Consider the following 23574-nt stretch of genomic DNA (forward strand, 5'->3'; position numbering starts at 1 on the left):
AAGCAGCAATGGTTGCCGAAGATGGCTGCGGGCGAGGCGATCGGCTGCTTCGGGTTGACCGAGCCCGATCACGGCTCCGACCCCGCCTCGATGCGGACGGTGGCCCGCAAGGACGGGTCCGACTGGGTCCTCAACGGCCGCAAGATGTGGATCACCAACGGGACCATCGCTGATGTCGCGGTGGTCTGGGCGCGCACCGAAGAAGGGGTGCGCGGATTCGTCGTGCCCACCGACACCCCGGGCTTCTCCGCGCCGGAGATCAAGCACAAGCTCTCCCTGCGCGCTTCGGTGACCAGCGAACTGGTGCTGGACGACGTGCGACTGCCCGCCGATGCGGTACTGCCCGAGGTGACCGGGTTGCGCGGTCCGCTGAGCTGCCTGAACGAAGCCCGGTACGGCATCGTCTGGGGAGCGGTGGGGGCCGCCCGCAGCTGCCTGGAAGCAGCCGTGGAGTACGCCCGGACGCGGGAGCAGTTCGGCAAGCCGATCGGCGGTTTCCAGCTCACCCAGGAGAAGATCGCGAACATGGCGGTCCGGGTCAACAACGGTCGGTTGCTGGCCCTGCACCTCGGCAAGCGCAAGGACGCCGGGAAGCTGCTGCCGCAGCAGATCAGCTTCGGCAAGCTCGACAACGTCCGCGGAGCGCTGGAGGTGGCGCGCACCGCGCGCACCGTGCTCGGCGCCAACGGGATTTCGCTCGAATACCCGGTGATCCGGCACATGACCAATCTCGAGTCCGTGCTGACCTACGAAGGCACCAGCGAGATGCACACGCTGACCATCGGTCAGGCGATGACCGGCATCCCCGCTTTCCGGAGCTGACCGCTCGCGGGGAGCGGGACGCCGGCCGCGTTCCGCTCCCCGCTGCTGCGGGGCAGGTGAGCGGTGGCCAAGACCCGCTTCCACCCCGGGGTGGTGTCGGGCTCGGCCGCTCGCTCCTCTCCGACGAGCCGGTGGGGCCGTTCCGGAGGGGTCGGGAAGCGATTCTTCGGGGGAGGGTCACTCATGCCCAGAGCGACTCCGGCGGCCCCGGTTCCGGTGCGGGTGCTGGTGGCGGTGGCCAGCGTGGTCACGGCCGGCTCCTTCCCGGTCTTCCTGGTCGGCGGTCTCGGGGTGCAGCTGCGCGAAGACCTCGGCTTCGGGCCGGCCTTGCTCGGGGCGGCAGCCGCGGGGTTCTTCGGGGTGGCCGCCCTGGCGTCCCGAGCGATGGGTTGGGTGGCCGAACGGCTCGGCGCCACCCGGGGCATGCGCCTGGCCGCGCTGGTCAGCTCCCTCTGCCTGGTGCTGCTCGCGTTCTCCACCGGTCCGGTGTGGTTGCTGGCCGTGGTGTGCCTGGCGGGTGTGCCCAACGCGCTCGGGCAACCGTCGTCGAACCTGCTGATCACCCAGAGCGTGCCGCCGCGGCGGCGGGGCTTCGGGTTCGGGGTGAAGCACTCGGCGATCCCCGCGGCCACGATGCTGGCCGGGGCGGCAGTGCCAGGGGTGGCGCTGACCATCGGCTGGCGCTGGGTGTTCGTCATGGCCGGAGGGATCGCGCTGCTGGCAGCTGCCAGCGTTCCTCGAGGTGAGCACCGCAGGTGGCCTGAACGGGGACCGGAGCGGTCCGAGGCGGTGCGCAACGAGAAGACCACGCTGCTGCTGCTCGCCGTGGCCGGAGCGCTGGGGTCTGCTGCCGCGAACGCCCTCGGCGCGTACGTGACCACCACGGCCGTGGCGGTGGGGTTCTCCCCGGCAGCTGCGGGATTGGTGCTGTCGGCGGGCTCGCTGGCCGGGTTGCTCATGCGGTTGGCCTCCGGGTTGGTGGCCGATCGGTGGAACCCGGACCTGATGCGCGTCATCACCGTGATGCTGCTGCTGGGGGCCGTTGGATACGGGTTGTTGGCGGTGGATTCCCCGATTGCGGTGCTCACCGGAGTGCTGGTGGCCTTCGGGGGCGGTTGGGCCTGGTCGGGGCTGCTGAACTTCGCGGTGGCCAAGCTGATGCCGCACCGGGTGGCCAGCGCCACCTCGTCCAGTCAAACCGGGATCTTCGTGGGCGGCAGCCTCGGCCCGCTGCTGTTCGGGCTGCTCGCGGAGCACGTCGGCCTGCCAGGGGCCTGGACAGCTGCCGGAGGTGCGGCGGTGCTGGCGGGGGTGTTGATGGCGTTGGTGCGGCGCCAGAACCAGCGGAGCGGGTAGCCGCTGGGCGGGTCAGGGCTTGCGGGCGACGCCTCCGTGCAGCAAGTGGTACTTCTGCTGGCAGGACCGCTGCCCGGGTTCTGGGCGCCAGTCCGGCAGCCGCCCGGTGCCCGGTGCCAGGATTTCGAAATCCCCGAAGAACCCGTCGATGTGCGCGGTGCTCCGCACGTGCACCGGGTCGGCGGTGTTCGCGTACCGGTCCGCGAGGACCCGCGCTGGTTCCGGGTCGTAGTGGTCCGTCAGGTGCGAGATCACCAGGTAGCTTCCAGCGGGGATGTGGTCGCGGTAGTGCGCCATCAGACCGGCCGGGTCGTCGTGGTCGGCGATGAAGTGCAGCACCGAGGAGAAGACGAAGGCGATCGGCTGGGTGAGGTCGATGAGCTCAGCCGCTTGCGGGGAGTCGAGGACCGCTTCGGGGCGGCGGCAGTCGGCTTCGACGATCTCCGCCGTGGGCTGCCTGGCCAGCAGGTCTCGGCTGAAGGCGACGGTGAGCGGTTCGTTGTCCGAGTAGAGCACCCGGAAGTCCCGCGTGTACCGGACGGCGATTTCGTGGATGTGGCCGATCGTCGGGGTTCCGGAGCCGAAGTCGACGAACTGCCGAACACCCAGGGTGATCAGGTGCTCCACCGTCCTGTGCAAGAACGCCCGGCTTTCCCGGTACGTCTCGGTGATGCCCGGGAGCTCGTTCTCCAATTGCTCGGCGAAGGTGCGGTCGATGCCGAAGTTGTGGCTGCCGCCGAGGAAAGCGTTGTGGATCCGGGCAGCGCATGGACGGTCGATGTCGATCGCGCGGGCTTGCGGAGCTGAAGTCGGCACCATGATCCCCCTCCCGTCGCCAAATCGTACAGTAGTTGATCGATGACTGTCCGTGGCCCCCGAGGTCGATCAGGTGCGGCGGGTGCGAGCAGCGGCGCGTTGCCGCGGTGCCCGTCGTGCGCCTGCGCAGAGGTGGTCGACCGGGCCGGCCGCGATGTTTCGGGGCACTGGCTGCAGCTGCGGAGCTCGCTTGCTGCTGTGCCGCCACTGGTCCGGTCATCGGCTCGGGCGGGGACGCGCGGAGGGGGAGGGTGCCTGGGGGCCGGGGACGCGCAGGTGCGGTTCTTCGGCGGCGAGCCGTCGGGTGCGGGCTGCGGTGGTGGGAACCGGTCTCGGTCTTGCGGCGGCTGCCTGGACCGCAGTGCGGTCGATCGAGCGCTCGGGTTCGGGACTGGACGACTGGCTCGATGTCATGCTGTTCCCCTGGGGGCCGTTGCGGAACCTGCACTTGCCACATGCATACTTCGGCAGATTTGCATATGTTGCGTTCGCGCACCAAGGCGAGCTGGTGCCGGAGCTGGTGCACGGCGCACCGGGTGATCGAGCCAGGAGGGCGGACGCGTCCGCCGTCTCGCGGACTCGGCGCGGCAGTGGCACGTTGAGCAGGTGGACGAGCGGGAGCTGCAGCGAACCCTGCGGGAGCTCTACAGCGGAGATCCCGCGGAGTTCACCGCCGCACGCGACGCGCTCAGCACCCAGGCCCGCGAACGCGGGGACAAGCACCTCGCCGCGCGCCTGAAGAAATTCCGCAAACCCACCACGGCGGCCTGGGCCATCAACCGGATGGTCGCCACCGAGCCAGACCTGGTCGAGGACCTGCTCCACCTGGGTGAGCAGTTGCGCGCCGCGCAGCACGACCTGCGCGCCGACCAGCTCCGGGCACTGGCGGACAGGCGCTCAACGCTGCTGCGCAGGCTCGCCGCGAGAGCCGTCGAACTCGCCGAAGGAGCCGGTCACCCGCTCAGCGAACAGGCCCGCCAGCAAGTGGAGCAGACCCTCACCGCGGCGTTGTCCGATCCGCAGGCCGGAGAGGAAGTGCGGCAGGGCACGCTCAGCAGACCATTGGAGTTCAGCGGTTTCGCCCTGGGCTCCTTCTCCGCCGAGGCGATTCGTCGCGTCAAGCAGAACAAGACCACCGAGCAGGGGAAACCCGGCGCGCCGCCCAAGCACCACTCCCTCGACCAGCCGCTGACGCCCCCGCCGGAACCGCTCACCGGGGCAGTGGAGGGCGAATCGGAAGCGCAGCGCCACCGTCGAGAGCTGCGACAACGGCGGGACCACGCGCGTCGGCAGCTCCGCATCGCCGAAGACAAGTTGAACAAGGTCCAGGACGCGAGGCTGGACGTCGAAGAACACCGGGACGACCTGCGCGCCGAACTGCGCCAGCTGGACAACCGGTTGGCGAACCTCGCAACGGCCGAGGAGGAAGCGAGACAGCGCATCGCCCAGGCGCAGCAGGAGTTCGAAGCCGCCGAGCAGCAACTGCGCCGGGAGGAAGACCCCCGGCGCTGAGAAGACGGCCTTCCCGAAAACCGGGTCGGCGGGCTGCCCCGGGCACGAGCGGGGAGCGCTGCGCTCCGGCAGCGGAGGGCCACCAGCGGCGGTGCTATCCGGTCGTGTCAGAACGGTGACCATTTCGGCACTTGACGCTGCAACCATGGGAGGCCGATGAGGGAATGGGTGCAAGGCGGGGACGCACCGGCGGGGGCGGTGGCCGCCAGCTAGCCGCCCCCTGCCGGGCTTGTCGCGTCCGCGCGATCAGCGGAGAAGCCCCCGGCCGCTCGGACCGGAGGCTCCTGCTGCGACCGGGATCGATCGCTCCACGTGCCAGCGCAGAGCCCGGCCGGTAGTCGTGGAATACCCGTCATCCGCTGCTTCCCCACCCGCCACCGCCGGGAGTTTCGATGCGCACCCGCTCCCCAGCGGCCAACTGGCGGGTCGACTTGCTCGGCAGCACTTCCTCGCTGCCATCCCGGCGGATCAGCAGGTTCCGGCCAGCTGCTCCAGAACACCCGCCGTGCGCACCCCACGGGGCGGTGGTCCGGCGTTCCGACTGGATGGTCAACGTGCAGTCGGCGAGCGCCTCGACCTCCCGGACCAACCCCTCGCCGCCGCGATACCGACCCCCACCGCCGCTGTTCCGGCGAAGCTCGTAGCGCCAGATCCGCAGCGGGTAGTCGAGTTCCATGGCCTCCGCCGGGGTGTTCTGCGTGTTGGTCATCCCCGTGTGCACACCGGACATCCCGTCGCGCAGGGGAGTGGCGCCTTCACCTCCGCCCAGCGTTTCGTAGTAGTTGAACGGGGGGTTGGCGCTGCCGATCAACAAGTTGTTCATGGTCCCCTGGCTGGCAGCCGGCACCTTCTCCGGCATCGCCTGGGCGAACGCCGCCAGCAGCACGTCCACGATGCGCTGGCTGGTCTCGACGTTCCCGGCCGCGGTCGGCGCCGGGAAGACCGGGTTGACCACGGTTCCCTCCGGGGCGCTCACCCGCAGCGCCCGGTAGCAGCCGGCGTTGGGCGGGGCGTGCGGATCGGTGAGCATGCGGAAGACGAACATGGTCGCCGAAAGCGTCACGGCGAACACCGCGTTGCAGTTCACCGGGATCTGCTCGGCGGTGCCGGTGAAGTCGACGGCGATCTCGTCCCCGTTGACCTCCACCATGGCCCGGATGGGGACACCGTCGCCTATCTCGAGGACGTCTTCGCTGGAATAGCGCCCGTCGGGAATCTCGCGGACCGCGGCCCGCACCCTCCGGTCCGAGTAGTCGCACACCGCCGCCATCGCGTCGTTCACCAGCTGGGACCCCATCCGGTTGGTGAGTTCCCGCAGCCTGCGCGCGCCCACGTAGTTGGCGGCGAACTGGGCTCGCAGATCGCCCATCCGTTCCTCGGGGGTTCGGGAGTTGGCGGCGATCAACTGCACGACATCGGTGTACTCGCGGTGGGCGTCGGCGACCCGGACCGGCGGGATCCGCACCCCCTCCATGGCGATCTCGGTCGCGGAAGCCGGCATCGAACCGGGAGCAGCCCCGCCCACGTCGGCGTGGTGCGCTCGGTTGGCGACGTAGCCGAGCAGCCGGTCGCCGTACCCGACCGCGGACACGATGGTCAAATCCGGCAGGTGCGTACCGCCGAGGTAGGGGTCGTTGACGCAGACCTGGTCACCGGGCTTGAGCGGACCGAAGACGGACAGCACGGAGCGGACGCTTTCCGGCATCGCCCCCAAGTGCACCGGAATGTGCTCGGCTTGGGCCACCATCTGCCCGTCCGGGGCGAAAACAGCGGCCGAGCAGTCGGCGCGTTCTTTGATGTTCGGGGAGTAGGCGGCGCGCCGCAGCGCGATTCCCATCTCGTCGGCCACCCCGGCCAGCGCGTGCCGCACCACTTCCAATTCCACAGCGGACAGTTCAGCCATGACAGCGCACCACCAGATTGCCGAATTCGTCCACAACGGCCTTGTCACCGGGGGCGAGCAGCGTCGTGGTGTCGGACTGCTCGATCAGAGCAGGACCGGTGATTTCGTCGCCGTGCCGCAGCGCGGCTCGGGAGATCACCTGGGCTCGCACCAGTTGTCCGTCGACACCGATTTCCCGGTCCGGCTTGTCTTCGACCGGCCCCTGGTCCCAATCCTTCGGCGGCAGGTGCAGCACCGGGTCGCCCTGCGCGACGACGCGCATGGTTACGACCCTGACCGGTTCCTCGGGCATCGCGTAGCCGTACGCCTTCCGGTGCGCTTCGTGCAGCAGCGAGGCCAGGTCCTCGTCCTCGGGAACGCTGATCCGCAGCTCGTGCGATTGCCGAGCGTACCGGGCGTCCACCACCCGGGACAGCACGAGCGGCCCGTCCACCCCCTGCTTCTGCAATTCCTGGCGGGCCTCGGTGCGCAGCTCGACCCACTGCGCCGACAGGTCCTCCCGCGCGTCCACCATCACCGTCCGGGACGCCTCGTAGCGAGGTGGGGCCAACAGCAAACCCACGGCGCTGAGCACCCCGGGCGCTGGTGGAACCACCACCACGGAGCAGCCGAGTTCGCGGGCCAGCGCCGTCGCGTGCAGCGGCCCAGCCCCGCCGTAGGCGATGAGGGCCAATCCGGACGGGGACACCCCGCGTTCGGTGCTCACCCGGCGCAACGCCCGCGCCATGGTGGCGCGGACGACCGAAAGCACCCCGTGCGCGCCCCCGGCCGATCCCGGCAACGACTCCAGCGCCCGGTGCGCCCGGGACACGTCCAGGTGCAGCTCGCCGCCCAACGCTCGTTCCGGGGCGAGGTGCCCGAGCGCGCAGTGCGCGTCGGTGACCGTCGGTCTGGTCCCACCGCGCCCGTAGCAAGCCGGGCCCGGCACCGCCCCCGCGGACTGCGGGCCCACGCGCAGCGCCCCGCCCGCATCGATCCACGCGATGGAACCCCCACCAGCGCCCACCGTGTGGATGCCCACCGCCGGTGTCTTGAACGGCAGGCCGGCTATCTGCGAAGACGTGGACACTTCCGGGACGCCGTCGCGGATCAGGCAGACGTCGGTGGACGTGCCGCCCATGTCGAAGGCGATCGCGTCGGGATGACCGGCGGCTTCCCCGGTGGCGCCAGCGGCCACGACCCCGGCGGCCGGGCCGGACAGCAGCGTGTGCACCGGCGCGGTCGAGGCGTACTCGATGCTGGTGGTGCCACCGCTGGAGGTCATGATGCTGATGGAGGGGCCGGGGATCCGGTTGGCGAGCTCGCGCAGGTACTTCTCCATGACCGGTGCCACCGCCGCGTTCAACACGCAGGTGGACGCCCGCTCGTACTCCCGGAACTCCGGCAGCAGCGCGCTGGAGCGGGTGATGGGCACCCCCAGCCGTTCCAGCGCCGCGCAGAGCCGCCGCTCGTGGTCCTCGCGGGCGTAGGAGAACAGCAGGCTCACCGCGATCGATTCCGGTTCCAGGGCGCGGACTTCGGCGACCACCCGTTCGACTTCGGCATCGTCCAGCGGGACGATCTCCTCGCCGCGGGCGTCCACCCGCTCCCGCACGGTCACCACGGCGTCGTCGGCAACCAGGTGTTCCGGGCGGGTCGCCGTCAGGTCGTAGAGCGCCGGCCGGTCCTGCCGGGCGATTCGCAAGACGTCGCGGAAACCGGCGGTGGTGACCAGCACCGTCCGGGCGATGTTCCGTTCGAGAACGGCGTTCGTCGCGGTGGTGCTGCCGTGGGACAGGACCCGGAGGTCGCTTTCCGGTGCGGCTGCGAGGATGCCGTTGCGCACCCCGTCCGCCGGGTTCTCCGGGGTGGTCGGCACCTTCACCGCCCGTGGCCGTCCCAGCCCGTGCACGACGACGTCGGTGAAGGTGCCGCCGACGTCCACCCCCGCGCACGCGTTGTCCGGCATAGCCATCACCCCACCGGCATCATTGCGCAGCCGGCAGGACTCGGCAGGTCAACGGAAGGCCGTTGACCTGGTGTTCTACTCCGAAGCCGGACTCCTCTCGACAGCTGTCGAGCGGCAGCCGCGACCGATCAGCCGCGCAACGAGCCCCGGGACACCGGGAAGTCGAAGTAGGTGTCCGGGAACGGCTCGTCGACCAAGGTGAAGTGCCACCACTCGTAGGGGTAGTTCTCCATGCCCACCGACTCCAGAACGCTCTTCAACAGCTGCCGGTTGCGCCTGGCCGGTTCCTCGACCCGCGGGTCGTCGGTGTGGGCGAGCTCGTCGAAGCAGTCGTACCCGGTGCCCATGTCGATGCTGTTGTCCGGGAAGCGCTCGTGGTGCGGCGCGTAGCAGGCGGTGAGCGGTTCACCGGGGAGGAACGGGCGCTGCGGCCGCACCGGGAGCTCGACCAGGGTCAGGTCGACGGTGCTGCCCCGGCTGTGGCCGGACTGCTCGGCGATGTAGCCCTCGGGGAAGAGCCTTTCCTTGTCGATGCGCGGATAGAACTCCTCCTTCATCCGCTGGTCGCTCGGGTCTTCGGACCAGCGCACGAAGAAGTCGACCGAGCGCTGCGGTCGGAAGCAGTCGTAGACCTTGAGCGAATAGCCCATCGGCAGCAGTTTTCGCTGGGCGTCCCGCAGCGCCTCGGCAGCGGGGCGGGTCAGCAAGCACTCCGGTTCTCGATAGCCCGGGATCGGGTGCCCCACGAAGTTGTGGGAGCCGTGGTAGCGGATCTCCTGGATGACGGTGGGCGCGACATCGCGCAGCGCCACGAACTCCTCCGGCGCCTCGCCCGCAGCAGGCGCGGCCTGCGCTTGCGGGGCCAGCAGGGCTGCGGCCGCGACCACCGCGGCCACCAGCCGCAGCAGTTTCCCAGAACGACGCGTCATGCCGACTTGTCTTAGCAGCGATGCGCTGGCGAGGGAAGTGCGGTGCGGTGTCGAGACCGGTGCAGCACGTGACCAGGGCGGCCAGTTCCCCGCGGAGATGGGGCGCTTGTTCCGCGGTGCTGCGGGGCGCCAGCGGCCGGAACCGCCCTCGGTGTTGATGACCTGCCCGGTGATCCACCTGGCTTCGTCGGTCACCAGCCAGCTGATCAGCCGAGCCGGATCGTCCGGGTCCCCGTAGCGGCCGAAGGGGGGCATCGGGGCGGCCGCACGCCACATCTCCAGGGCCAGGTATCCGGTGTCCACCGGTCCGGGGTTGACGGTGTTGAGCCGGATTCCCCGGTCGACGAGCTGGTCGGCCAGCGTCGTCGTGATCCCGGCGAGCGCGGCTTCGGCCGCGGCGTAGGCGACTTCGCCCGGCAGCGGCTCGAGGTGCTGTCCGGAGGTCAGGAACACCACGTTCCCGCCGGGGCGTCCGTCGTGCTGGGCGGCGAAGGCCTGCGCGAGCAGGATGTTGGAGCGAGCGTCGACCGCCCAGTGCTGGTCCAGCTCTGCTGCGGAGAGCTCGCCCAGGGGCCCGTCCACCCCGGTCAGCGCGTGATTGCAGACCAGGATGTCCACGTGGCCGAACGCCGCTCGGCGGCGTCGATGCTTGGTGCGGGGCTCGGGGTTCGACGAGATCGGCGTGCAGGTCTTCGACCCGGGCGCCTTCGGTGCGCAGCTGTGCCCGCACCCCGGCCAGCACTGCGTCCAGGCCGTCAGCCTCCCGTTCCTGGGCGCGATCGTGGGGTTGGAAGTGGTGGAGGAACGGACTCGCGCCGCACGCGGCCAGCCGGAGAGCGGTGGCGTAGCCGATGCCGTTGCGCCGGCTGACCCCGGTGACCACAGCCACCCGGCCCCGCAGCGGCAGGGGATCGCGGGAGAGCTCGACTTCCTGCGTCTCGTTCACGTCGCGGAACATCGTGCACCGGGCGGAGCGGCGCCAAGGCGTTTCCGCCCGTCCGGCAAATGGGTGGCCGGGGCATTGCCGCGCTGGATATGCTCGCCCGACGTTCTCGGCAGCTGCGCAGCAGGAGTCGTGGGAGTGGGAGATGGCGGTTCTGCGGGTGGCGACCTGTCAATTCCCGGTGAGCGCGGATGTGGCCCGCAACGCGGAGCACGTGGCGCGGCAGCTGCGCATCGCGAAGGACGAGCACGCCGAGGTCGCCCACTTCCCGGAGGGAGCGCTTTCCGGGTACGCGGGTGTGGACTTCGGCGATTTCAGCGGTTACGACTGGGAAACCCTGCGGGGTGCCACGCAACAGATCTTGGAGTTGGCGCGGGAGCTGCGGATGTGGGTCGTCCTCGGGTCGGCGCACCGCCTCAGCCGCGGGAACAAACCGCACAACAGCGTCTACGTCATCAACAGCAGCGGTCAGGTCGTCGACCGCTACGACAAGCGCTTCTGCTCCGGCGACCGCACCGGGACGACCGGGGACTTGGCGCACTACACGCCGGGGAACCACTTCAGCACGTGGGAGATCAACGGTGTTCGCTGCGGAGCGCTGATCTGCTACGACTACCGGTATCCCGAGCTGTACCGGGAGTACAAGCGACGTGGCGTCCAGTTGATGTTCCACTCCTTCCACACCGGCAACGCGTCGGACGAGCGGTTGCGCACCATCGCCGAGAACATCGGGCCGGAGCTGGGGGAGTTCAACAACGCGCCGACGCTCACCTACCCGGGGATCACGATGCCGGCGGCCATGACCACCGCCGCGGCGTGCAACCACGTGTGGATCAGCTGCTCGAACTCGTCCGCTCCGCAGAGCATGTGGCCGGCGTTCTTCGTCCGCGCGGACGGGGTGACCACCGGCAGGCTGCAGCGCAACGAGCCAGGAGTTCTTGTTTCCACAGTGGATACGGAAGCGGAGTTGTACGACTCGACCGGACCGTGGCGGGACCGTGCGTTGTCCGGAGTGCTCCACAGTGGAGAACTGGTGGAGGATCCACGCTCGGAGGACCGGACTTCGTTGTAGGGCTGCTTCGAGAAGATCACGGTCTTACCCGGAGAGTTCCCCATCCTCGCTGCTCGCCGCAGAACAGCTGGAGAGCGCGAAGGCACGGGTTTGCTGTGCGGACATCGGTGGCCGAGCTTCCTGAGCACGAACCAGGAGCTCGGCCCCCTGCCCCGTGGGCGACTCGCTATCGGATGCTCAACGTCGCCTTTTTGGTCGCCGTCGAGCTGTTCCCCGCGTAGATGTCCACCTTCCCAGGTTCGACGACGAACTCACCGCGAGGATCATTGGTCCAGAACCCGAAATCCTCGGCCGTCAAATCGAACTGGACCTCCTGGGTCTCCCCGGGCTTGAGGGCCACCCGCTGGAAACCGCGGAGTTTTCGAACCGGTTGCACGATGCTGGCAGCGCGGTCGTGCAAGTAGATCTGCACGACCTCATCCCCTTCTCGAGGTCCGGTGTTGGTGACCTCCACTGAAACCCGCACCGAGTCACCGGATTTGAGCTGCTGCACCGAAATCCGGTCCTTGTCCAACTTGGGCGATCCGGTGGTGAAAGTCGTGTAGCTCAGCCCGTGCCCGAACGGGAACTGCGGGCCGTGCGGCAAGTCCAAGTAGTACGAGGTGTACTCGTCATCCGGATCGTACGGCCGCCCGGTGTTCTCGTGGTTGTAGTACACCGGTATCTGCCCGTTCGACCGGGGGAAGGACACCGGCAGTTTCCCGCCCGGGTTGACCGAGCCGAGCAGCACGTCGGCCACGGCGTTACCGCCCTCGATGCCCGGGTGCCAGACCACCAGGACCGCAGGGGCCTGCTCGAGCCAATCGCTGAGCACCAATGGCCGGCCGCTGACCAGCACGACGGCGAAGGGCTTGCCGGTGGCGGCGATCGCTTTGATCAGTTCCGCCTGAGCACCGGGCAGGCTGATGTCGCTCCTGCAGTTGGCTTCCCCGCTGAGCTCCGAAGGTTCTCCGACCACCACGACCGTCACCTCGGAATTCTCCGCGGACGCGACCGCATCGGCGATGCCGCTGGTGTCCTCCCCGAGCGGGTCGACCCCCTGGACGTGGGTGATGCGGGTGGTGGGAAGAGCCTTGCGCAGCCCCTCCAGCACGGTCACCGCTGGCAGTTCCTTGCCCGGCCCGGACCAGCAGCCGTGCAGGTCCCGGGAATCGGCGAACGGGCCGACCAGCGCCACCGAACGCGCTGACCGGGCCAAGGGGAGCACGCCACCGTCGTTCTTCAACAGCACCGCGCACCGGGCGGCGGCGTTGCGCGCGGCCGCCCGGGCTTCCGCGGTGGGTTCGGTGATCGCCGCGTTCTCGTCGACGTACGGCTGTTCGAAGAGGCCGAGTTCGAACTTCAGGCGGAGGATGCGGGCCACCGCGTCGTCCAGCCGCCGCATGCTGATCTGACCGCTGGCCAGCAGTTCCGGTCCGTGGTCGTTGATGGTGGTGCTGACCATTTCCATGTCCACCCCGGCCTGGAGCGCCAGCCGGGCCGCGTCTGCCTTGTCCTCGGCGAAGTGGTGCGGCACCATCTCCTGCACGCCGTTGTAGTCGCTGACGACGAAGCCGGTGAACCCCCACTGCTGCTTGAGGATCTCGGTCATGGTGTGGTGGTTGCCGTGCGCCGGAACGCCGCTGATGGTGTTGAACGACGCCATCACGGTGGCCACGCCGGCTTCCACCGCGGCTTTGAACGGCGGCAGGTAGAGGTTGCGCAGCCTGGCCTCGGAAACGTCCACCGTGTTGTAGTCCCGGCCGCCTTCCGCTCCGCCGTACGCGACGAAGTGCTTGGCGCAAGCCGCCACGCGATCGGGCGCGCTGAGGTCGTTGCCCTGGTGGGCCGCGGTCTTGGCGGCGGCGAAACGCGCTGTCAGGTACGGGTCCTCGCTCCCGCTCTCCGCTATCCGGCCCCACCGCGGATCGTGCGTGACGTCCATCATCGGGGCGAACGTCCAGTGGACGCCGTTGGAGCGGCCTTCCGCAGAGGATATTTCGGCGTCGCGGGCGGCCACCGACGGGTCGAAACTGGCGCTCTGCGCGATGGGAATGGGGAAGGTCGTCCAAAAACCGTGGATGATGTCGAACCCGAACAGCAGCGGGATGCCCAGTCGCGATTCCTCGACGGCGATCCGCTGCAAGTCGTTGGAGCTCTTGGCGCCGTAGACGTTCAGCACCGAGCCCAGCCGTCCGGCGCGGGTGCGGTCGACGATCTCCTTCATCTGGCCGTCCCCGGGGCCGGTGTCGCCGTTGCCGCTCAGCTGTTGCAGCTGGCCGAACTTCTCCTCGATCGTCATCTGCTTCAGCAACCGCTGTATTCGGGCTTCGATCGCGGGGTCAGCTGGTTTCTGGCTGGCCAGCGCTTTGCTGGTCATGGCGATCGCGGCGATGGTGCCACCCATGCCGGCGAGCACGGCCCGGCGAGTGATTCCACTGGTACCCATATCGACCTGCCCTCACTGCGCACTGGTTGCTGCACCGGCACCGTATTGCGTTGCGCCGCGGTTGACATCGCCCGGATGGTGTTCAGCGCAGTAGTCCTTTTGTCCTCACCGCTGGCTGGAGCGGCTGGCCAAAAGAGGCCCCCTGGTGTGGTTTCCCCACTGGACCAGCGGGAAACCGCACCAGGACGGCGGGCGTTGCTCGATGCAGCGCTGTTGCGGTGGTCCAGTGGTCATTCGCCGTCGCGCTGCAGGGCCACATCCGGTATCCAGTCGTGGAAGACCACGGCGAGCTCTTCCCGGGTGGTGCTCAGCAAGCGCTTCTTCAACGGCTCCAGGCAGTGGACGACCACGGCGCGGTGCTGCTCCGGGGACTTGCAGATCAGGAGGGTCAGGATCCGCAGCACATCGGGCACATCGCTGAAGTTGCCGAGGAGCGCGCTGGTGACGAGACGCTGGAGCTGACCCCACAGCGCTGTCACCGCTGTTCTCGTGAGTCCGTTGTCCAGCAGGGATGCCGTCTTCGACACCTCGGCTCGGGAACCGGTGATCTCGCGTTCCAGCGCCTTCACTGGAGCTCTGCCCATCAGCTTCTCGGCCGGGCTGAGCACGCGCGCCAGGTGCGCGAGCACATCGCACCAGAAGTGGTTGGCCAGTTCCTTCCCGATCGCCTGCGTGAGCTGACCGCCGCAGGACTTGGTGATTTCGGTCAGCACTTGCTCGGGCAACAGCTGACCGACTTCTCGCACCTGGTCGACCAGGGGGGCCCCGATTTCCGAGGAGCGGGATCGACCGTTCTGGATGGTCCCGTTGTCGTCAGCCATCCACTTCAGCAAGTCGATCCGGGCCAGGTCCACGCAGGCGCCTTTGTAGGCCAACCGGGGTTTGCGTCGGGATGTCTTCTTGTAGTGCTGCTTTTCAGCGATCCACCGCTGTCGTGCTATCTCGGCTTGCTGACCAAGGAGGTCCGTATTCGTGCTGACCTGCAGCCATCCGCTCCAGCCATGCCGTGCTCCGCAGCATCCGGTGCAGACGCAAGTTCGTTTGGCGGCTTCCTCGCAATTCGTGTTGTGGTTCCCCAGGCGCTGCATTCCACCCCCAAGATCGCGCAGAACCTGAGGGAAATGGTCGATCTCGGGTGATCGCTCGGGGCACCGCTGAACCGGGGATTCCCTACTGCGCAACGGAATTCACCCGGATGCCCGGGAGTCGGAGTGGTTCGACTCTTGCGGAAGCGGGGGCAACCGCCGGGACGGTGGGAAGCAGGTGCTCCGACACCGTCCGGCGGGTGTTTCAACCCCGTGCCAGTCGCAGCACCTGCTCGGCGAACTCCAGGGCTTGATCCACGTCTTTGGCCAAGTTCATGAGTTCGACGAAGACGTGGTCGATCTCGGTTTCCGCTTGCGCGCGCTTGATGGTCTCGACCGTCTCGTCGAGGTTTTCCGGGGACACCGGGTTGATGCGCAGAACCGCGCCGAGCTCCGCCGGATCCCGGCCGGCTTCTGCCGCGTGCCGCCGGATTTCCGCCATCGTCCCGTTCAGGGCAGCCGGATCGAACCCGCTCGCCCCGGGAACGTGGACGGGCAGCCAGCCGTCGGCCCGGCGGGCCACCCGGCGCAGGGCAGCGGGAGAAAAGGCCGCCAGGTGCACCGGTGGGCGGGGGCGCTGGACGGATTTGACGTTGACGCGCGACGCGGGTACGGACCAGTGTTCGCCGTGGTGCTCCACCGGGTTCTCCGACCACCAGGAGAAGAGCACGTCGAGGCACTCGTCCAGGCGCGCGCCGCGCTGCGGCATCGGCACCCCAGCGGCCTGGTACTCCTCCGGAGACCACCCGGTGCCGAAGCCTGCGATCAGCCGGCCACCGCTGATCTGGTCGATCGTCGTCAACGAGCGGGCCAGCAGGGCCGGCGGGTACCAGGGTGCGTTGAGCACGTTGGAGCCGATCCGAACCCGCTCGGTGACCGCTGCGGCAGCTGACATCAGCGCGAACGGGTCCAGCACGCTGTGGAAGACCTCCGGGATCCCATCGCCGCCCATGTAGCCGACGGACGGGTTCACCGGGGCGAGCATCCGGTCGCCCACCCAGAGGCTGTCCGCTCCCAGGCGTTCCGCTTCTGCGGCGAACCGGGCCGCTCGCGCCGCTTCGTTCGCCAGCGCTCCCATCTGCGGCAGGGTGAAGCCGATCTGCATTGGAATTGACATCCTTCACCGAGGTTCCAGTTCAACAGGTGTTCTGATCATCTCGGTCGGCGATGCCGACAGCAAGATCAAATGGTTCAGCGGTGGGGGATTGAAACCTCTCGGTGGGAGGGCGGTGCGATCCCGCCTCCCCACCGGGAGTTCAACGGCCTGCTCGCTCCGGCGGTCACCGGGAGCGCGTGGACCCCGTAGACCGATCCGTCGTGCTCGAACGGGATGGGCTCCAGATCCGTGGCCAGCCGCGGGATGGGGATGCGGCGGTGGAGGGTGCTGTGGACGACCTGCAGCTCCATCCGGGCCGGCGCGTGCCCCAAGCAGTGGTGCACGCCGGAGCCGAACACCGGGTGGTTGCGCGGTGCCCGCGTGCGGTCCGGCCGGTTCGGCTCCGGGAAGACCTCCGGATCCCGGTTTCCGATGTCGTTGGGCACGAGCACGCCTTCGCCGGCACGGATGGTGTGCGCGGCGACCTCGATGTCCTCCCCGCACCGCTCGCCGCCGGCCGTTGTGGGCGGTGGTCAGGTAGCGCAGCAACTCGTCGACCGCGGACGCGACCGGTTCAGGGGCTTCGGTGTCGTGCAGCAGCGCCAATTGATCCGGGTGCTGGAGCAGGGCCGGCGTGCCGAGCGCGCTCGTGTTCGCGGTGGTCTCGTGGCCGGCGATGAGCAGCAGCACGCCTGTCCCAGATACTTCCTCAGTGGACAGTTCGCCGTTTTCGATGCGTTCGGTCAGCTGGGGCAGCAGGTCATCACCGGGGGCAGTTTTTCCTCCACCAGGGGAGTCAAGCAGTCGCCCAGTTCTCCGGGAGCGGCCGACCGCTGCTCCGGGGTGGAATTGCGGTTGATGACGACCTAGCTGTTGTTCTGGAAGGGGTCGTGGTCGCGGTAGGGGGCTCCGAGCGGTCCGCAGAGCACCAGCGAGGGGACCGGCAGCGCGAACTCCTCGACCAGGTCGGCCGGTTTGGGGCCGGCGAACGTGCTGTCGATCTGGTCGTCGACGGTCTTCTGCACGGCCGGCTGCAGCGCCTTGATCCGCTTGACGGTGAACGGGGCGGCGACCGTGCGCCGCAGCCGGGCGTGCTCCCGGGCCGTCCATCAGGATGAAGGCCGGGGAGGAACGCGGTCTGTTGGCCGCTCCTGGCGCGGGATGGCCCGGTGTGGTCGGGTCGGAGCTGAGCCGCGGATCCGCCAGCAGGTCCCGCTGATCGGAGTAGCGGGTGACCAGCCACGGTGTGCTGCCGTCGGACAACCGCACCAGAGCGACTTCTCCTGAGATGCGGTGAGGTGTTCACCGGGAGGAAAGCCAGGTGGGTCAGCGCTGGGCGGAGTTCGGGAGCCAGTGGATCTCCTGGCGCAACAGCCGTGCCTGCTTGGGCATGTTCCAACCGAGCACCCCGGTCACCCGGCCTTTCCGGCGGTACAGCGCGACGAAGCGCCGGTCGGCGGGATCTCCTTCGACGACCGCCACGTCGGCGTCGGCCGCCAGCGTGCCGTGGACTTGGATCTTGGTGGTGAACTGGTCGGTCCAGAAGTAGGGCACCGGGGTGTAGGACCGGTCGGCGCCGAGGAGGTTGTCGGCGACCGCATTGGCCTGTTCGGTGGCGTTGGTGCGGTTCTCCAGCCGTACCAGCACGCCCAGCTGCTCGTGGTGCCAGCGCGCCACGTCTCCGGCGGCGAAGACGCCGTCGGCGGCTCGGCAGCGGGAATCGCACACCACTCCGTCGTCCACCTGCAGGCCGCTGTCGGCGAGCCAGTCGGTCGCCGGCTCGGCACCGACCGCCACCACGACCACATCAGCGGAGAGCTCCTCCCCGTCGGCCAGCCGCACCCCGGTGACCTCGCCGTCCCGGCCCACCAGTTCTTCGACCCCGGTGCCCAGGCGCAGCTGCACGCCGTTCTCGACGTGCAGCTCGGCGAGGAAGCCGGCGATCTGCGGACCGAGTTGGCCGGCCATGGGCGCCTGCTGCGGTCCGACCATGGTGACCTCCGGGCCCAGTCCCCGCGCGGTGGCTGCGATCTCCGCGCCCAGCACGCCGTCGCCGACGACCACGAGCCGGCTGGCGCCCAGCAGCTCGTCGCGCAGGGCGATCGCGTCGTCGAGCGTGCGCAGGACGTGCACCCCGGCCAGCTGGTCCTGGCCGGGGAGGGCGCGAGGACGCACCCCGGTGGCCACGACGACGGCCTCAGCGGCCAGTTCCCGCCCGGAAGCGGTGCGCACGGTGCGCTCTCCGACGTCCAGCCCGGCAGCTGGATCACCGAGGACGAACTCGATGTCCAAAGAGGTCAGTTGCGCTTCCGGGCGGAGTTGGGTGCGCTCCGGTTCCCACTTCCCGGAGAGGACCTGTTTGGACAGCGGGGGACGGTCGTAGGGCAGGTGCTTCTCCGCCCCGAGCACCGTCAGCTTCCCCCGGTACCCCTTCCGGCGCAGGGCCTCTGCGGTGGTGAGCCCGGCAGCTGACGAACCCACCACCAGGACGCTGGCGGGTGCGGTCATTCGTCTTCGCTCAGCGCGATCGCCGCGGCCGGGCAGACGCTGGCGGCTTCCCGGACCTGGTCGTGCAGGCCCGCGTCGGGCTGGGCGTCCAGCAGGACCACGACGCCGTCTTCATCGCGCTGGTCGAACACCTCGGGTGCGATCATGACGCACTGGCCGGCGCCGCAGCACTTCTCCTCGTCGACGGACACCTTCATGGGGATCTCCTTTCGGATTGCGGGGATGGGGCAGCGGTCCGGGAGCGACCGCTGCCCTGCCTCAGGGTTGCTCTGTGACCGGCCCCAGCCACAGGCCGACGATCGCGTCGATCAGCGCGGTGCCGGTCTCGTGCCAGGAGGACCAGGGGGTTCGGATGCCCGTGGCGAGCGCGTACTCCCGTTCGGCGCACGTGTACACCATCAGCTGGCGAGCCATCTCGCTGCGCCCGACGAGCACTTCGTCCGGCAGGTCGCCGATGCAGCGCCGCATGCCCTGCAGCACTTGGTGGAGCGCTGGGGAGCTGAACGACTCCTCCAGCATGACCTCCCGGAGGGTGGGATCGGCCATCACCTGCGCGCCGAAGCGGGCGAACCACGTCCGCTCGCCCAGGCTGGCGAGGTGCTCGGTGCTCGGGCGCACCAAGCAGCTCACCCAGTCCCGCAGCTCCGGGGCGGCGCCGAGCTCGGCCACCATTCGGGTCCGCAACTGCTCGATGTGGTCGGCGTGCTTGCGCACGATCGCGCGCACCAACTCCACCTTGGAGCCGAAGTGGTAGCTGACCGCGGTGTTGTTGCCCTGACCGGCCGCCTGGCTGATCCGCCGGTTGGACACGGCGAACACCCCGTTCTCGGCGAACAACTGCTCAGCAGCGCGGAGAATCGCTTCTCGCGTCATGCCGACCTGTTCGGCCCGAGCGGTCCTACCCGTCATGATCACCATCTCACTGGAACTTCTCGGAAGCCGCCGACGAGGAGCCCCTCGATGCGCGGCAGCTCTTCCACCGGCACGGCGAGGTCCAGCGCCGGAAGTCGGCGCAGCAGCACTTCCAGGACGGTCTGCAGCTCGGTGCGGGCCAGTGCCTGACCGAGGCAGGAGTGCGCGCCGGAGCCGAAGGCCAGGTGCGGGTTCGGGCTGCGGCGCAGGTCCATCTCACCGGCGTCGTCGAAAACGCTCTCGTCCCGGTTGGCCGCCGCCATGCTGCAGACCACGGTGGTGCCCCGCGGCACCGCAGTTCCGCTGATCTCGGTGTCCTCGTGCAGGTAGCGCACCATGCCGAAGCCGGCGTTGGGGTCGAAGCGCAGCGACTCCTCCACCGCGGTGCGCACCAGCGACCGGTCGGCCAGCAGCTGCTCCCAGCGGGTGCGGTCGGCCAGCAGCATCGCGACCATCTTGCCGATCATGTTGGCCGTGGTTTCGTGCCCGGCGACGAGCAGTCCCTGCCCGGTGGCCACCAGGGTGGCGTCGGACATGGCGGTCCCGTTCTCGCCCTCCCGGATGAGCTCGCTGAGCAGGTCCTCGCCCGGCTCTGCTCGCTTGGCCTCGACGTGGGCGTGCATGTACTCGTCGAACTCGGCCTGGGCGGCGTCGATCTCGTCCTGCTCGTACTTGTCCAAGTTGAGCCGGGTGTCCGACCAGTGCGAGAACTTGTCCCGGTCGGCGTCGGGGACGCCGAGGATGTCGCAGATCACCCACACCGGCAGCGGGAAACCCAGACTCGCCTTGAGGTCGGCGGGCTGGCCCTGCTCCAGCATCCGGTCGATCAGCTGCTCGGCCATCGCCTCGATCCGCGGGCGCAAGGACGCCATGCGCTTGGCGGTGAACCACTTGCTGAGCTTCCGGCGCCAGGCCTGGTGCTCCTTGCCGCTGTCGGGGATGAGCTTGGCCGATTTGCCGTTGAACGGGCCACCGGACTTGTTCTTCGAAACCCGGGCCCCCTTTCCGTCGGGGGCTTTGCGGGTCCAGCGCGGGTCGGACAGCACGCTCTTGACGTCGTGGTACCGCGTCACCAGCACGGCCTCGTCACCGCTGGGGAGCTTCACCGGTGCGACCGGGCACTGCTGCCGCAGCTCGGCCCACTCCGCTGGTGGTTCCAGGACTTCCTCGCTGGTGAATGGAAAGTTCAGCGTCTGCTTCGTGTTGTCTTGACCCATCGGTACCTCATCTGCTGGTCAGTGGTGATCCCAGTCAACCCGCCCCGCTCAACTTGAGTCAATCGATTGATTTAAATTTCACCCCCGCAGCACAGCCATCCCCGGAGGTCCGTTCGACGCCCTTCGCCCGCGCTGCGCTCGCCAGGGCTGCTGCTCCATCCGCCTCCCCGGTCGTGGTGGGGATCGTCTTCGCCGGGATCGTGGTCTCGCCGCAGCACGCCCTGATCATTCCGCTGGTTCCGCCGCTGCCCGGCTTGCCGGACTCCTCCGCGGCCAATGCACCTGGGCGGTCACCGCCATCCTGCTCGCCAGCTCGGGGGCAACGCCGGTGGCCGGTCGGTCGGGGAGACGTGCACGGCAAGAGGAGGGTCCTGCTGATCGGCCTGGCCCGGTCCGTGGCGGGCTCCCCCGTCTGCGGGGTCGGTGCAACGCCGGCGCAGGTGGTCCTCGGTCGCGCACTGCAGGGGTTGGCGCCCGGAGTCATCCCGCTGGGGATCGGCATCGTGCGGGATGCACTGCCGGCCGAACGGCTCGCCTCGGCCACCGCCCTGATGAGAGCTTCGCTCGTCGTGGGCGGGGCGTTCGGTCCGCCCGGGGAGCCCTGCTGGGCCAGAGCACCGATTGGCACGTGCTCTTCTGGGCGGTGCTTGCGCCGTGGCGGTCGTGGGCGCCGCGATCGCCGCTGCGGTGTTCGTCTTCACTTGCCGCGCCATCGGCGTGTGCGGCGGCGAAGAGGGCCTCTGGCGCCGGGAGCAGCGGTGGCGTCCCCATTCCGGTGAACAGGTGATCGGGCAGCGCGATCAGCCGTCGGGGGAGGTCTTGCCGTGCGGCGGCCGGAGACCGCTTGAGCAGGTCTCCGGCCGCTGGTCACCCGTGCGTCAGCTGATGCTGGTGAGCATGGCTTGGCAGGCGTCGGCGCACCGCTGGCATTCTTCGGCGCAGGCCTGGCAGTGGCTCATGTGGGTGTGGCGGGCGCACTCGTCCCGGCAGCTGTTGCACGCTTGCACGCACGCCTGCAGCATCGCGCGCGTGATGTTGGCGTCGTACTCGGTGTGGCGGGACAGCACGCGCTCGGTGACATCGCAGATGTCAGCGCAGTCCAGGTTCGTGCGAATGCACTTGCGCATTTCGGCGACGTCGTTCTCGCTCAGACACGCATCGGCGCAGGCCGTGCACGCCTGGGCGCACGTCATCGCGGCTTGGGAGGCTTCGGCCAGCAGGACCCGGTCGAGTCTGATTTCCGCGGGGTAGGTGTCGATCATGGTTTGCACGGGCATGGCTCCTCCTCCAGCGTCATCGATCGCTGCGCCCCGGGCTTACCCGTTCGCTCCGCACTGGTAATCGCTGTTGGAGGCGCGGATGTCCGGTGTTCCTCGCGCGGCTCGTCCGGAAGCGGTGGTTTCCGCCGTCCTGGCCAGATCTGTCTTGAATTTCCAATTCGGTGCATTGCTCCGGAAAGCCCGTTGTCGCGCACGGTGCACCTGCGTGCACTGGAACGAGCGCTGATCCGTTGAACGGCGCGGCAGTGGCGAGTGTTTGAAGCTTCACTCGATGATTCGCCCCACAGGAGGTCGCTGTCCGAGTTGAGGGCGGCTCGTCGCGTTGCCGTTGATTTTCCCCGGCGCTACCTGGCAAATCGTGGTGCCAGTTCGATCGAGGACGAATAGGACGAACAAATTTCCGATCCGGACAGTGCTGTTCCCAGCGGTGGCGCCTCCTGGAGAAGCTGTTAGAAAGGTGAGAGGAAGCAGTGCAGTTCCAGTCCGGTCACCCCGTGCGCGCGGGTATTTCGTCCGCGGTGCCGTCGTGGTCGATCGCAGGTCGTCCTGCGCGGCGGAATTCGGTGCGTGAACTTCCAGGTGCGAACGCACGGGTGCGAATTGTGGACTGCGGCGCCGGCACGTCCGGGTGCGGCGCGGAGCGAGACGGAGAACCGGAAGGGACTCATGCGGGCAACCGTGATCTATGGTGCCGGGGACGTTCGGGTGGAGAACGTGCCCGACCCGGCCCTGAAAGAACCGACCGATGCCGTGGTGCGCGTGCTGCGCTCCTGCATTTGCGGCAGTGATCTGTGGCCCTACAAGTCGAAACCAGCTTCGGACGCGGGTGAGCGCATCGGCCACGAGTTCCTCGGCGTCGTCGAGGAAGTCGGCTCGGAGGTGTCGGGGCTCAAGTCCGGTGACGTGGTGGTCGCGCCATTCGTGTGGGCTGACAACACCTGCGACTTCTGCTCCGAGGGCCTGCACACCTCGTGCCGGCACGGCGGCTTCTGGGGGCAGGAGGGCGTGGACGGTGCCCAGGGCGAAGCGGTGCGGGTGCCGCAAGCCCAGGGCACGCTGGTGAAGCTGCCCGTCGGGGAGGACTCCGAGCTGCTCCCGTCGCTGTTGACGCTCGCCGACGTGTTCCCCACCGGCCACCACTGCGCGGTCACCGCTGGGGTCAACCCGCGCACCACGGTCACGGTGATCGGGGACGGTGCTGTCGGGCTCTCGGCGGTGCTGGCCGCCCGCCGGCTCGGCGCGGAGCGGATCGTGCTGATGGGCCGGCACACCGAGCGCACCGAGCTGGGGCGCGAGTTCGGGGCCACCGACGTGGTGGCCGAACGCGGTGAGGAGGGCATCGCGAAGGTGCGCGACCTCACCGGTGGCGACGGCACCCACACCGTCCTGGAGTGCGTGGGCACCAAGCAGGCGTTGGAGATGGCCCTCGGGGTGGCCCGCGACGGCGGTGTGGTCAGCCGGGTCGGCGTGCCCCAGTACGAGGAGGGGCCGGTCGGGCCGGACATGTTCCTGCGCAACATCACGCTCACCGGTGGGGTGGCCCCGGCCCGGGCCTACATCGAAGAACTGCTGCCGGACGTGCTGGACGGCAAGATCGAGCCCGGCCGGGTCTTCGACCGCACCATCAGCTTGGACGAGGTTCCGGACGGCTATCGGGCGATGGCCGACCGGGAAGCGCTGAAGGTCCTGATCAAACCGTGACGGTGCGGTAGGCAGCGCGGGCCGGCCCCGGTACCCCTCCCGGGCC

General features: G+C 69.0%; 22 protein-coding genes. 8 read left to right on the plus strand and 14 right to left on the minus strand.

Going from position 1 to position 23574, the window contains the following annotated elements; all coding sequences use genetic code 11:
- A partial coding sequence (locus SREC43747_RS0109500; protein WP_029720977.1) for an acyl-CoA dehydrogenase family protein occupies positions 1-822 on the plus strand: 822 nt, incomplete at its 5' end.
- A 183-nt stretch (positions 823-1005) separates the two neighbouring features.
- A complete protein-coding gene (locus SREC43747_RS0109505; RefSeq protein ID WP_037331690.1) occupies positions 1006-2178 on the plus strand; it encodes an MFS transporter in 1173 nt (390 codons plus the stop codon).
- Between the two features lie 12 nt (positions 2179-2190).
- Here SREC43747_RS0109505 and SREC43747_RS0109510 read toward each other — a convergent pair whose 3' ends face one another.
- The gene (locus SREC43747_RS0109510; protein WP_029720980.1) at positions 2191-2997 is read right to left on the minus strand and encodes an SAM-dependent methyltransferase; all 807 of its coding nucleotides are present in this window, start codon (positions 2995-2997) and stop codon (positions 2191-2193) included.
- A gap of 603 nt (positions 2998-3600) precedes the next feature.
- On the opposite strand from SREC43747_RS0109510, the gene SREC43747_RS0109515 reads away from it, so the two are divergent.
- Positions 3601-4506, plus strand: a complete 906-nt coding sequence (locus SREC43747_RS0109515; RefSeq protein ID WP_051387908.1) for a hypothetical protein — start codon at positions 3601-3603, stop codon at positions 4504-4506.
- A 352-nt stretch (positions 4507-4858) separates the two neighbouring features.
- On the opposite strand, the gene SREC43747_RS0109520 is transcribed toward SREC43747_RS0109515, so the two are convergent.
- From SREC43747_RS0109520 to SREC43747_RS21930, 3 genes are all read right to left on the minus strand, one after another.
- Positions 4859-6409, minus strand: a complete 1551-nt coding sequence (locus SREC43747_RS0109520; RefSeq protein ID WP_029720982.1) for a hydantoinase B/oxoprolinase family protein — start codon at positions 6407-6409, stop codon at positions 4859-4861.
- Positions 6402-8363, minus strand: coding sequence for a hydantoinase/oxoprolinase family protein (locus SREC43747_RS0109525; RefSeq protein ID WP_081722508.1), 1962 nt, complete (start codon positions 8361-8363; stop codon positions 6402-6404). The genes SREC43747_RS0109520 and SREC43747_RS0109525 overlap by 8 nt, the downstream gene beginning before the upstream one ends.
- 122 nt (positions 8364-8485) lie before the next feature.
- Positions 8486-9904, minus strand: a complete 1419-nt coding sequence (locus SREC43747_RS21930; RefSeq protein WP_236623113.1) for an SDR family oxidoreductase — start codon at positions 9902-9904, stop codon at positions 8486-8488.
- Between the two features lie 470 nt (positions 9905-10374).
- On the opposite strand from SREC43747_RS21930, the gene SREC43747_RS0109535 reads away from it, so the two are divergent.
- Positions 10375-11301 carry a carbon-nitrogen hydrolase family protein gene (locus SREC43747_RS0109535; RefSeq protein WP_029720985.1) on the plus strand — a complete coding sequence of 309 codons (927 nt, stop codon included), beginning with the start codon at positions 10375-10377 and terminating at the stop codon, positions 11299-11301.
- A gap of 166 nt (positions 11302-11467) precedes the next feature.
- Here SREC43747_RS0109535 and SREC43747_RS0109540 read toward each other — a convergent pair whose 3' ends face one another.
- Together SREC43747_RS0109540 and SREC43747_RS0109545 are read right to left on the minus strand one after the other, a co-directional pair.
- Positions 11468-13729, minus strand: a complete 2262-nt coding sequence (locus SREC43747_RS0109540; RefSeq protein WP_029720986.1) for a glycoside hydrolase family 3 N-terminal domain-containing protein — start codon at positions 13727-13729, stop codon at positions 11468-11470.
- A gap of 230 nt (positions 13730-13959) precedes the next feature.
- Entirely contained in the window at positions 13960-14604 is a 645-nt protein-coding gene (locus SREC43747_RS0109545; RefSeq protein WP_029720987.1) for a hypothetical protein, read from the minus strand.
- Positions 14605-14634: 30 nt separating this feature from the next.
- On the opposite strand from SREC43747_RS0109545, the gene SREC43747_RS21015 reads away from it, so the two are divergent.
- Positions 14635-14868 (plus strand): hypothetical protein, encoded by a 234-nt coding sequence (locus SREC43747_RS21015; protein ID WP_152528370.1) that lies wholly within the window; start codon positions 14635-14637, stop codon positions 14866-14868.
- 151 nt (positions 14869-15019) lie between these two features.
- Here the strand turns inward: SREC43747_RS21015 and SREC43747_RS0109550 are convergent, their stop codons facing one another.
- The gene (locus tag SREC43747_RS0109550) at positions 15020-15919 is read right to left on the minus strand and encodes a TIGR03619 family F420-dependent LLM class oxidoreductase (RefSeq protein WP_029720988.1); all 900 of its coding nucleotides are present in this window, start codon (positions 15917-15919) and stop codon (positions 15020-15022) included.
- Positions 15920-16005: 86 nt separating this feature from the next.
- Complete coding sequence (locus SREC43747_RS22220; RefSeq protein ID WP_306413776.1) at positions 16006-16356, minus strand: cytochrome P450 family protein; 351 nt, start codon at positions 16354-16356, stop codon at positions 16006-16008.
- Here SREC43747_RS22220 and SREC43747_RS22225 point away from each other — a divergent pair.
- Positions 16343-16780 (plus strand): hypothetical protein, encoded by a 438-nt coding sequence (locus tag SREC43747_RS22225; protein WP_306413777.1) that lies wholly within the window; start codon positions 16343-16345, stop codon positions 16778-16780. The two genes, SREC43747_RS22220 and SREC43747_RS22225, sit on opposite strands and share 14 nt — an antisense overlap.
- Here SREC43747_RS22225 and SREC43747_RS22230 read toward each other — a convergent pair.
- The 5 genes from SREC43747_RS22230 to SREC43747_RS0109575 form a co-directional block, all read right to left on the minus strand.
- Positions 16777-16935, minus strand: coding sequence for a hypothetical protein (locus SREC43747_RS22230; protein WP_306413778.1), 159 nt, complete (start codon positions 16933-16935; stop codon positions 16777-16779). The genes SREC43747_RS22225 and SREC43747_RS22230 overlap by 4 nt on opposite strands.
- 301 nt (positions 16936-17236) lie before the next feature.
- On the minus strand, positions 17237-18418 hold the full coding sequence (locus tag SREC43747_RS0109560) for an NAD(P)/FAD-dependent oxidoreductase (RefSeq protein ID WP_029720989.1): 1182 nt from the start codon (positions 18416-18418) through the stop codon (positions 17237-17239).
- Positions 18415-18615 (minus strand): ferredoxin, encoded by a 201-nt coding sequence (locus SREC43747_RS0109565; protein ID WP_029720990.1) that lies wholly within the window; start codon positions 18613-18615, stop codon positions 18415-18417. The genes SREC43747_RS0109560 and SREC43747_RS0109565 overlap by 4 nt, the downstream gene beginning before the upstream one ends.
- 61 nt (positions 18616-18676) lie before the next feature.
- Complete coding sequence (locus SREC43747_RS0109570; RefSeq protein ID WP_029720991.1) at positions 18677-19327, minus strand: TetR/AcrR family transcriptional regulator; 651 nt, start codon at positions 19325-19327, stop codon at positions 18677-18679.
- 2 nt (positions 19328-19329) lie between these two features.
- Positions 19330-20547, minus strand: coding sequence for a cytochrome P450 (locus SREC43747_RS0109575; protein ID WP_029720992.1), 1218 nt, complete (start codon positions 20545-20547; stop codon positions 19330-19332).
- Here SREC43747_RS0109575 and SREC43747_RS20570 point away from each other — a divergent pair.
- The gene (locus SREC43747_RS20570) at positions 20508-21326 is read left to right on the plus strand and encodes an MFS transporter (RefSeq protein ID WP_236623114.1); all 819 of its coding nucleotides are present in this window, start codon (positions 20508-20510) and stop codon (positions 21324-21326) included. The two genes, SREC43747_RS0109575 and SREC43747_RS20570, sit on opposite strands and share 40 nt — an antisense overlap.
- 99 nt (positions 21327-21425) lie before the next feature.
- Here the strand turns inward: SREC43747_RS20570 and SREC43747_RS0109580 are convergent, their stop codons facing one another.
- The gene (locus SREC43747_RS0109580; protein ID WP_029720993.1) at positions 21426-21824 is read right to left on the minus strand and encodes a four-helix bundle copper-binding protein; all 399 of its coding nucleotides are present in this window, start codon (positions 21822-21824) and stop codon (positions 21426-21428) included.
- Between the two features lie 669 nt (positions 21825-22493).
- Here SREC43747_RS0109580 and SREC43747_RS0109585 point away from each other — a divergent pair.
- Entirely contained in the window at positions 22494-23528 is a 1035-nt protein-coding gene (locus tag SREC43747_RS0109585) for a zinc-dependent alcohol dehydrogenase family protein (RefSeq protein ID WP_029720994.1), read from the plus strand.
- The last annotated feature ends 46 nt before the right edge of the window (positions 23529-23574 follow it).

The sequence above is a fragment of the Saccharopolyspora rectivirgula DSM 43747 genome (assembly GCF_000497205.1).
Lineage (GTDB): Bacteria > Actinomycetota > Actinomycetes > Mycobacteriales > Pseudonocardiaceae > Saccharopolyspora > Saccharopolyspora rectivirgula.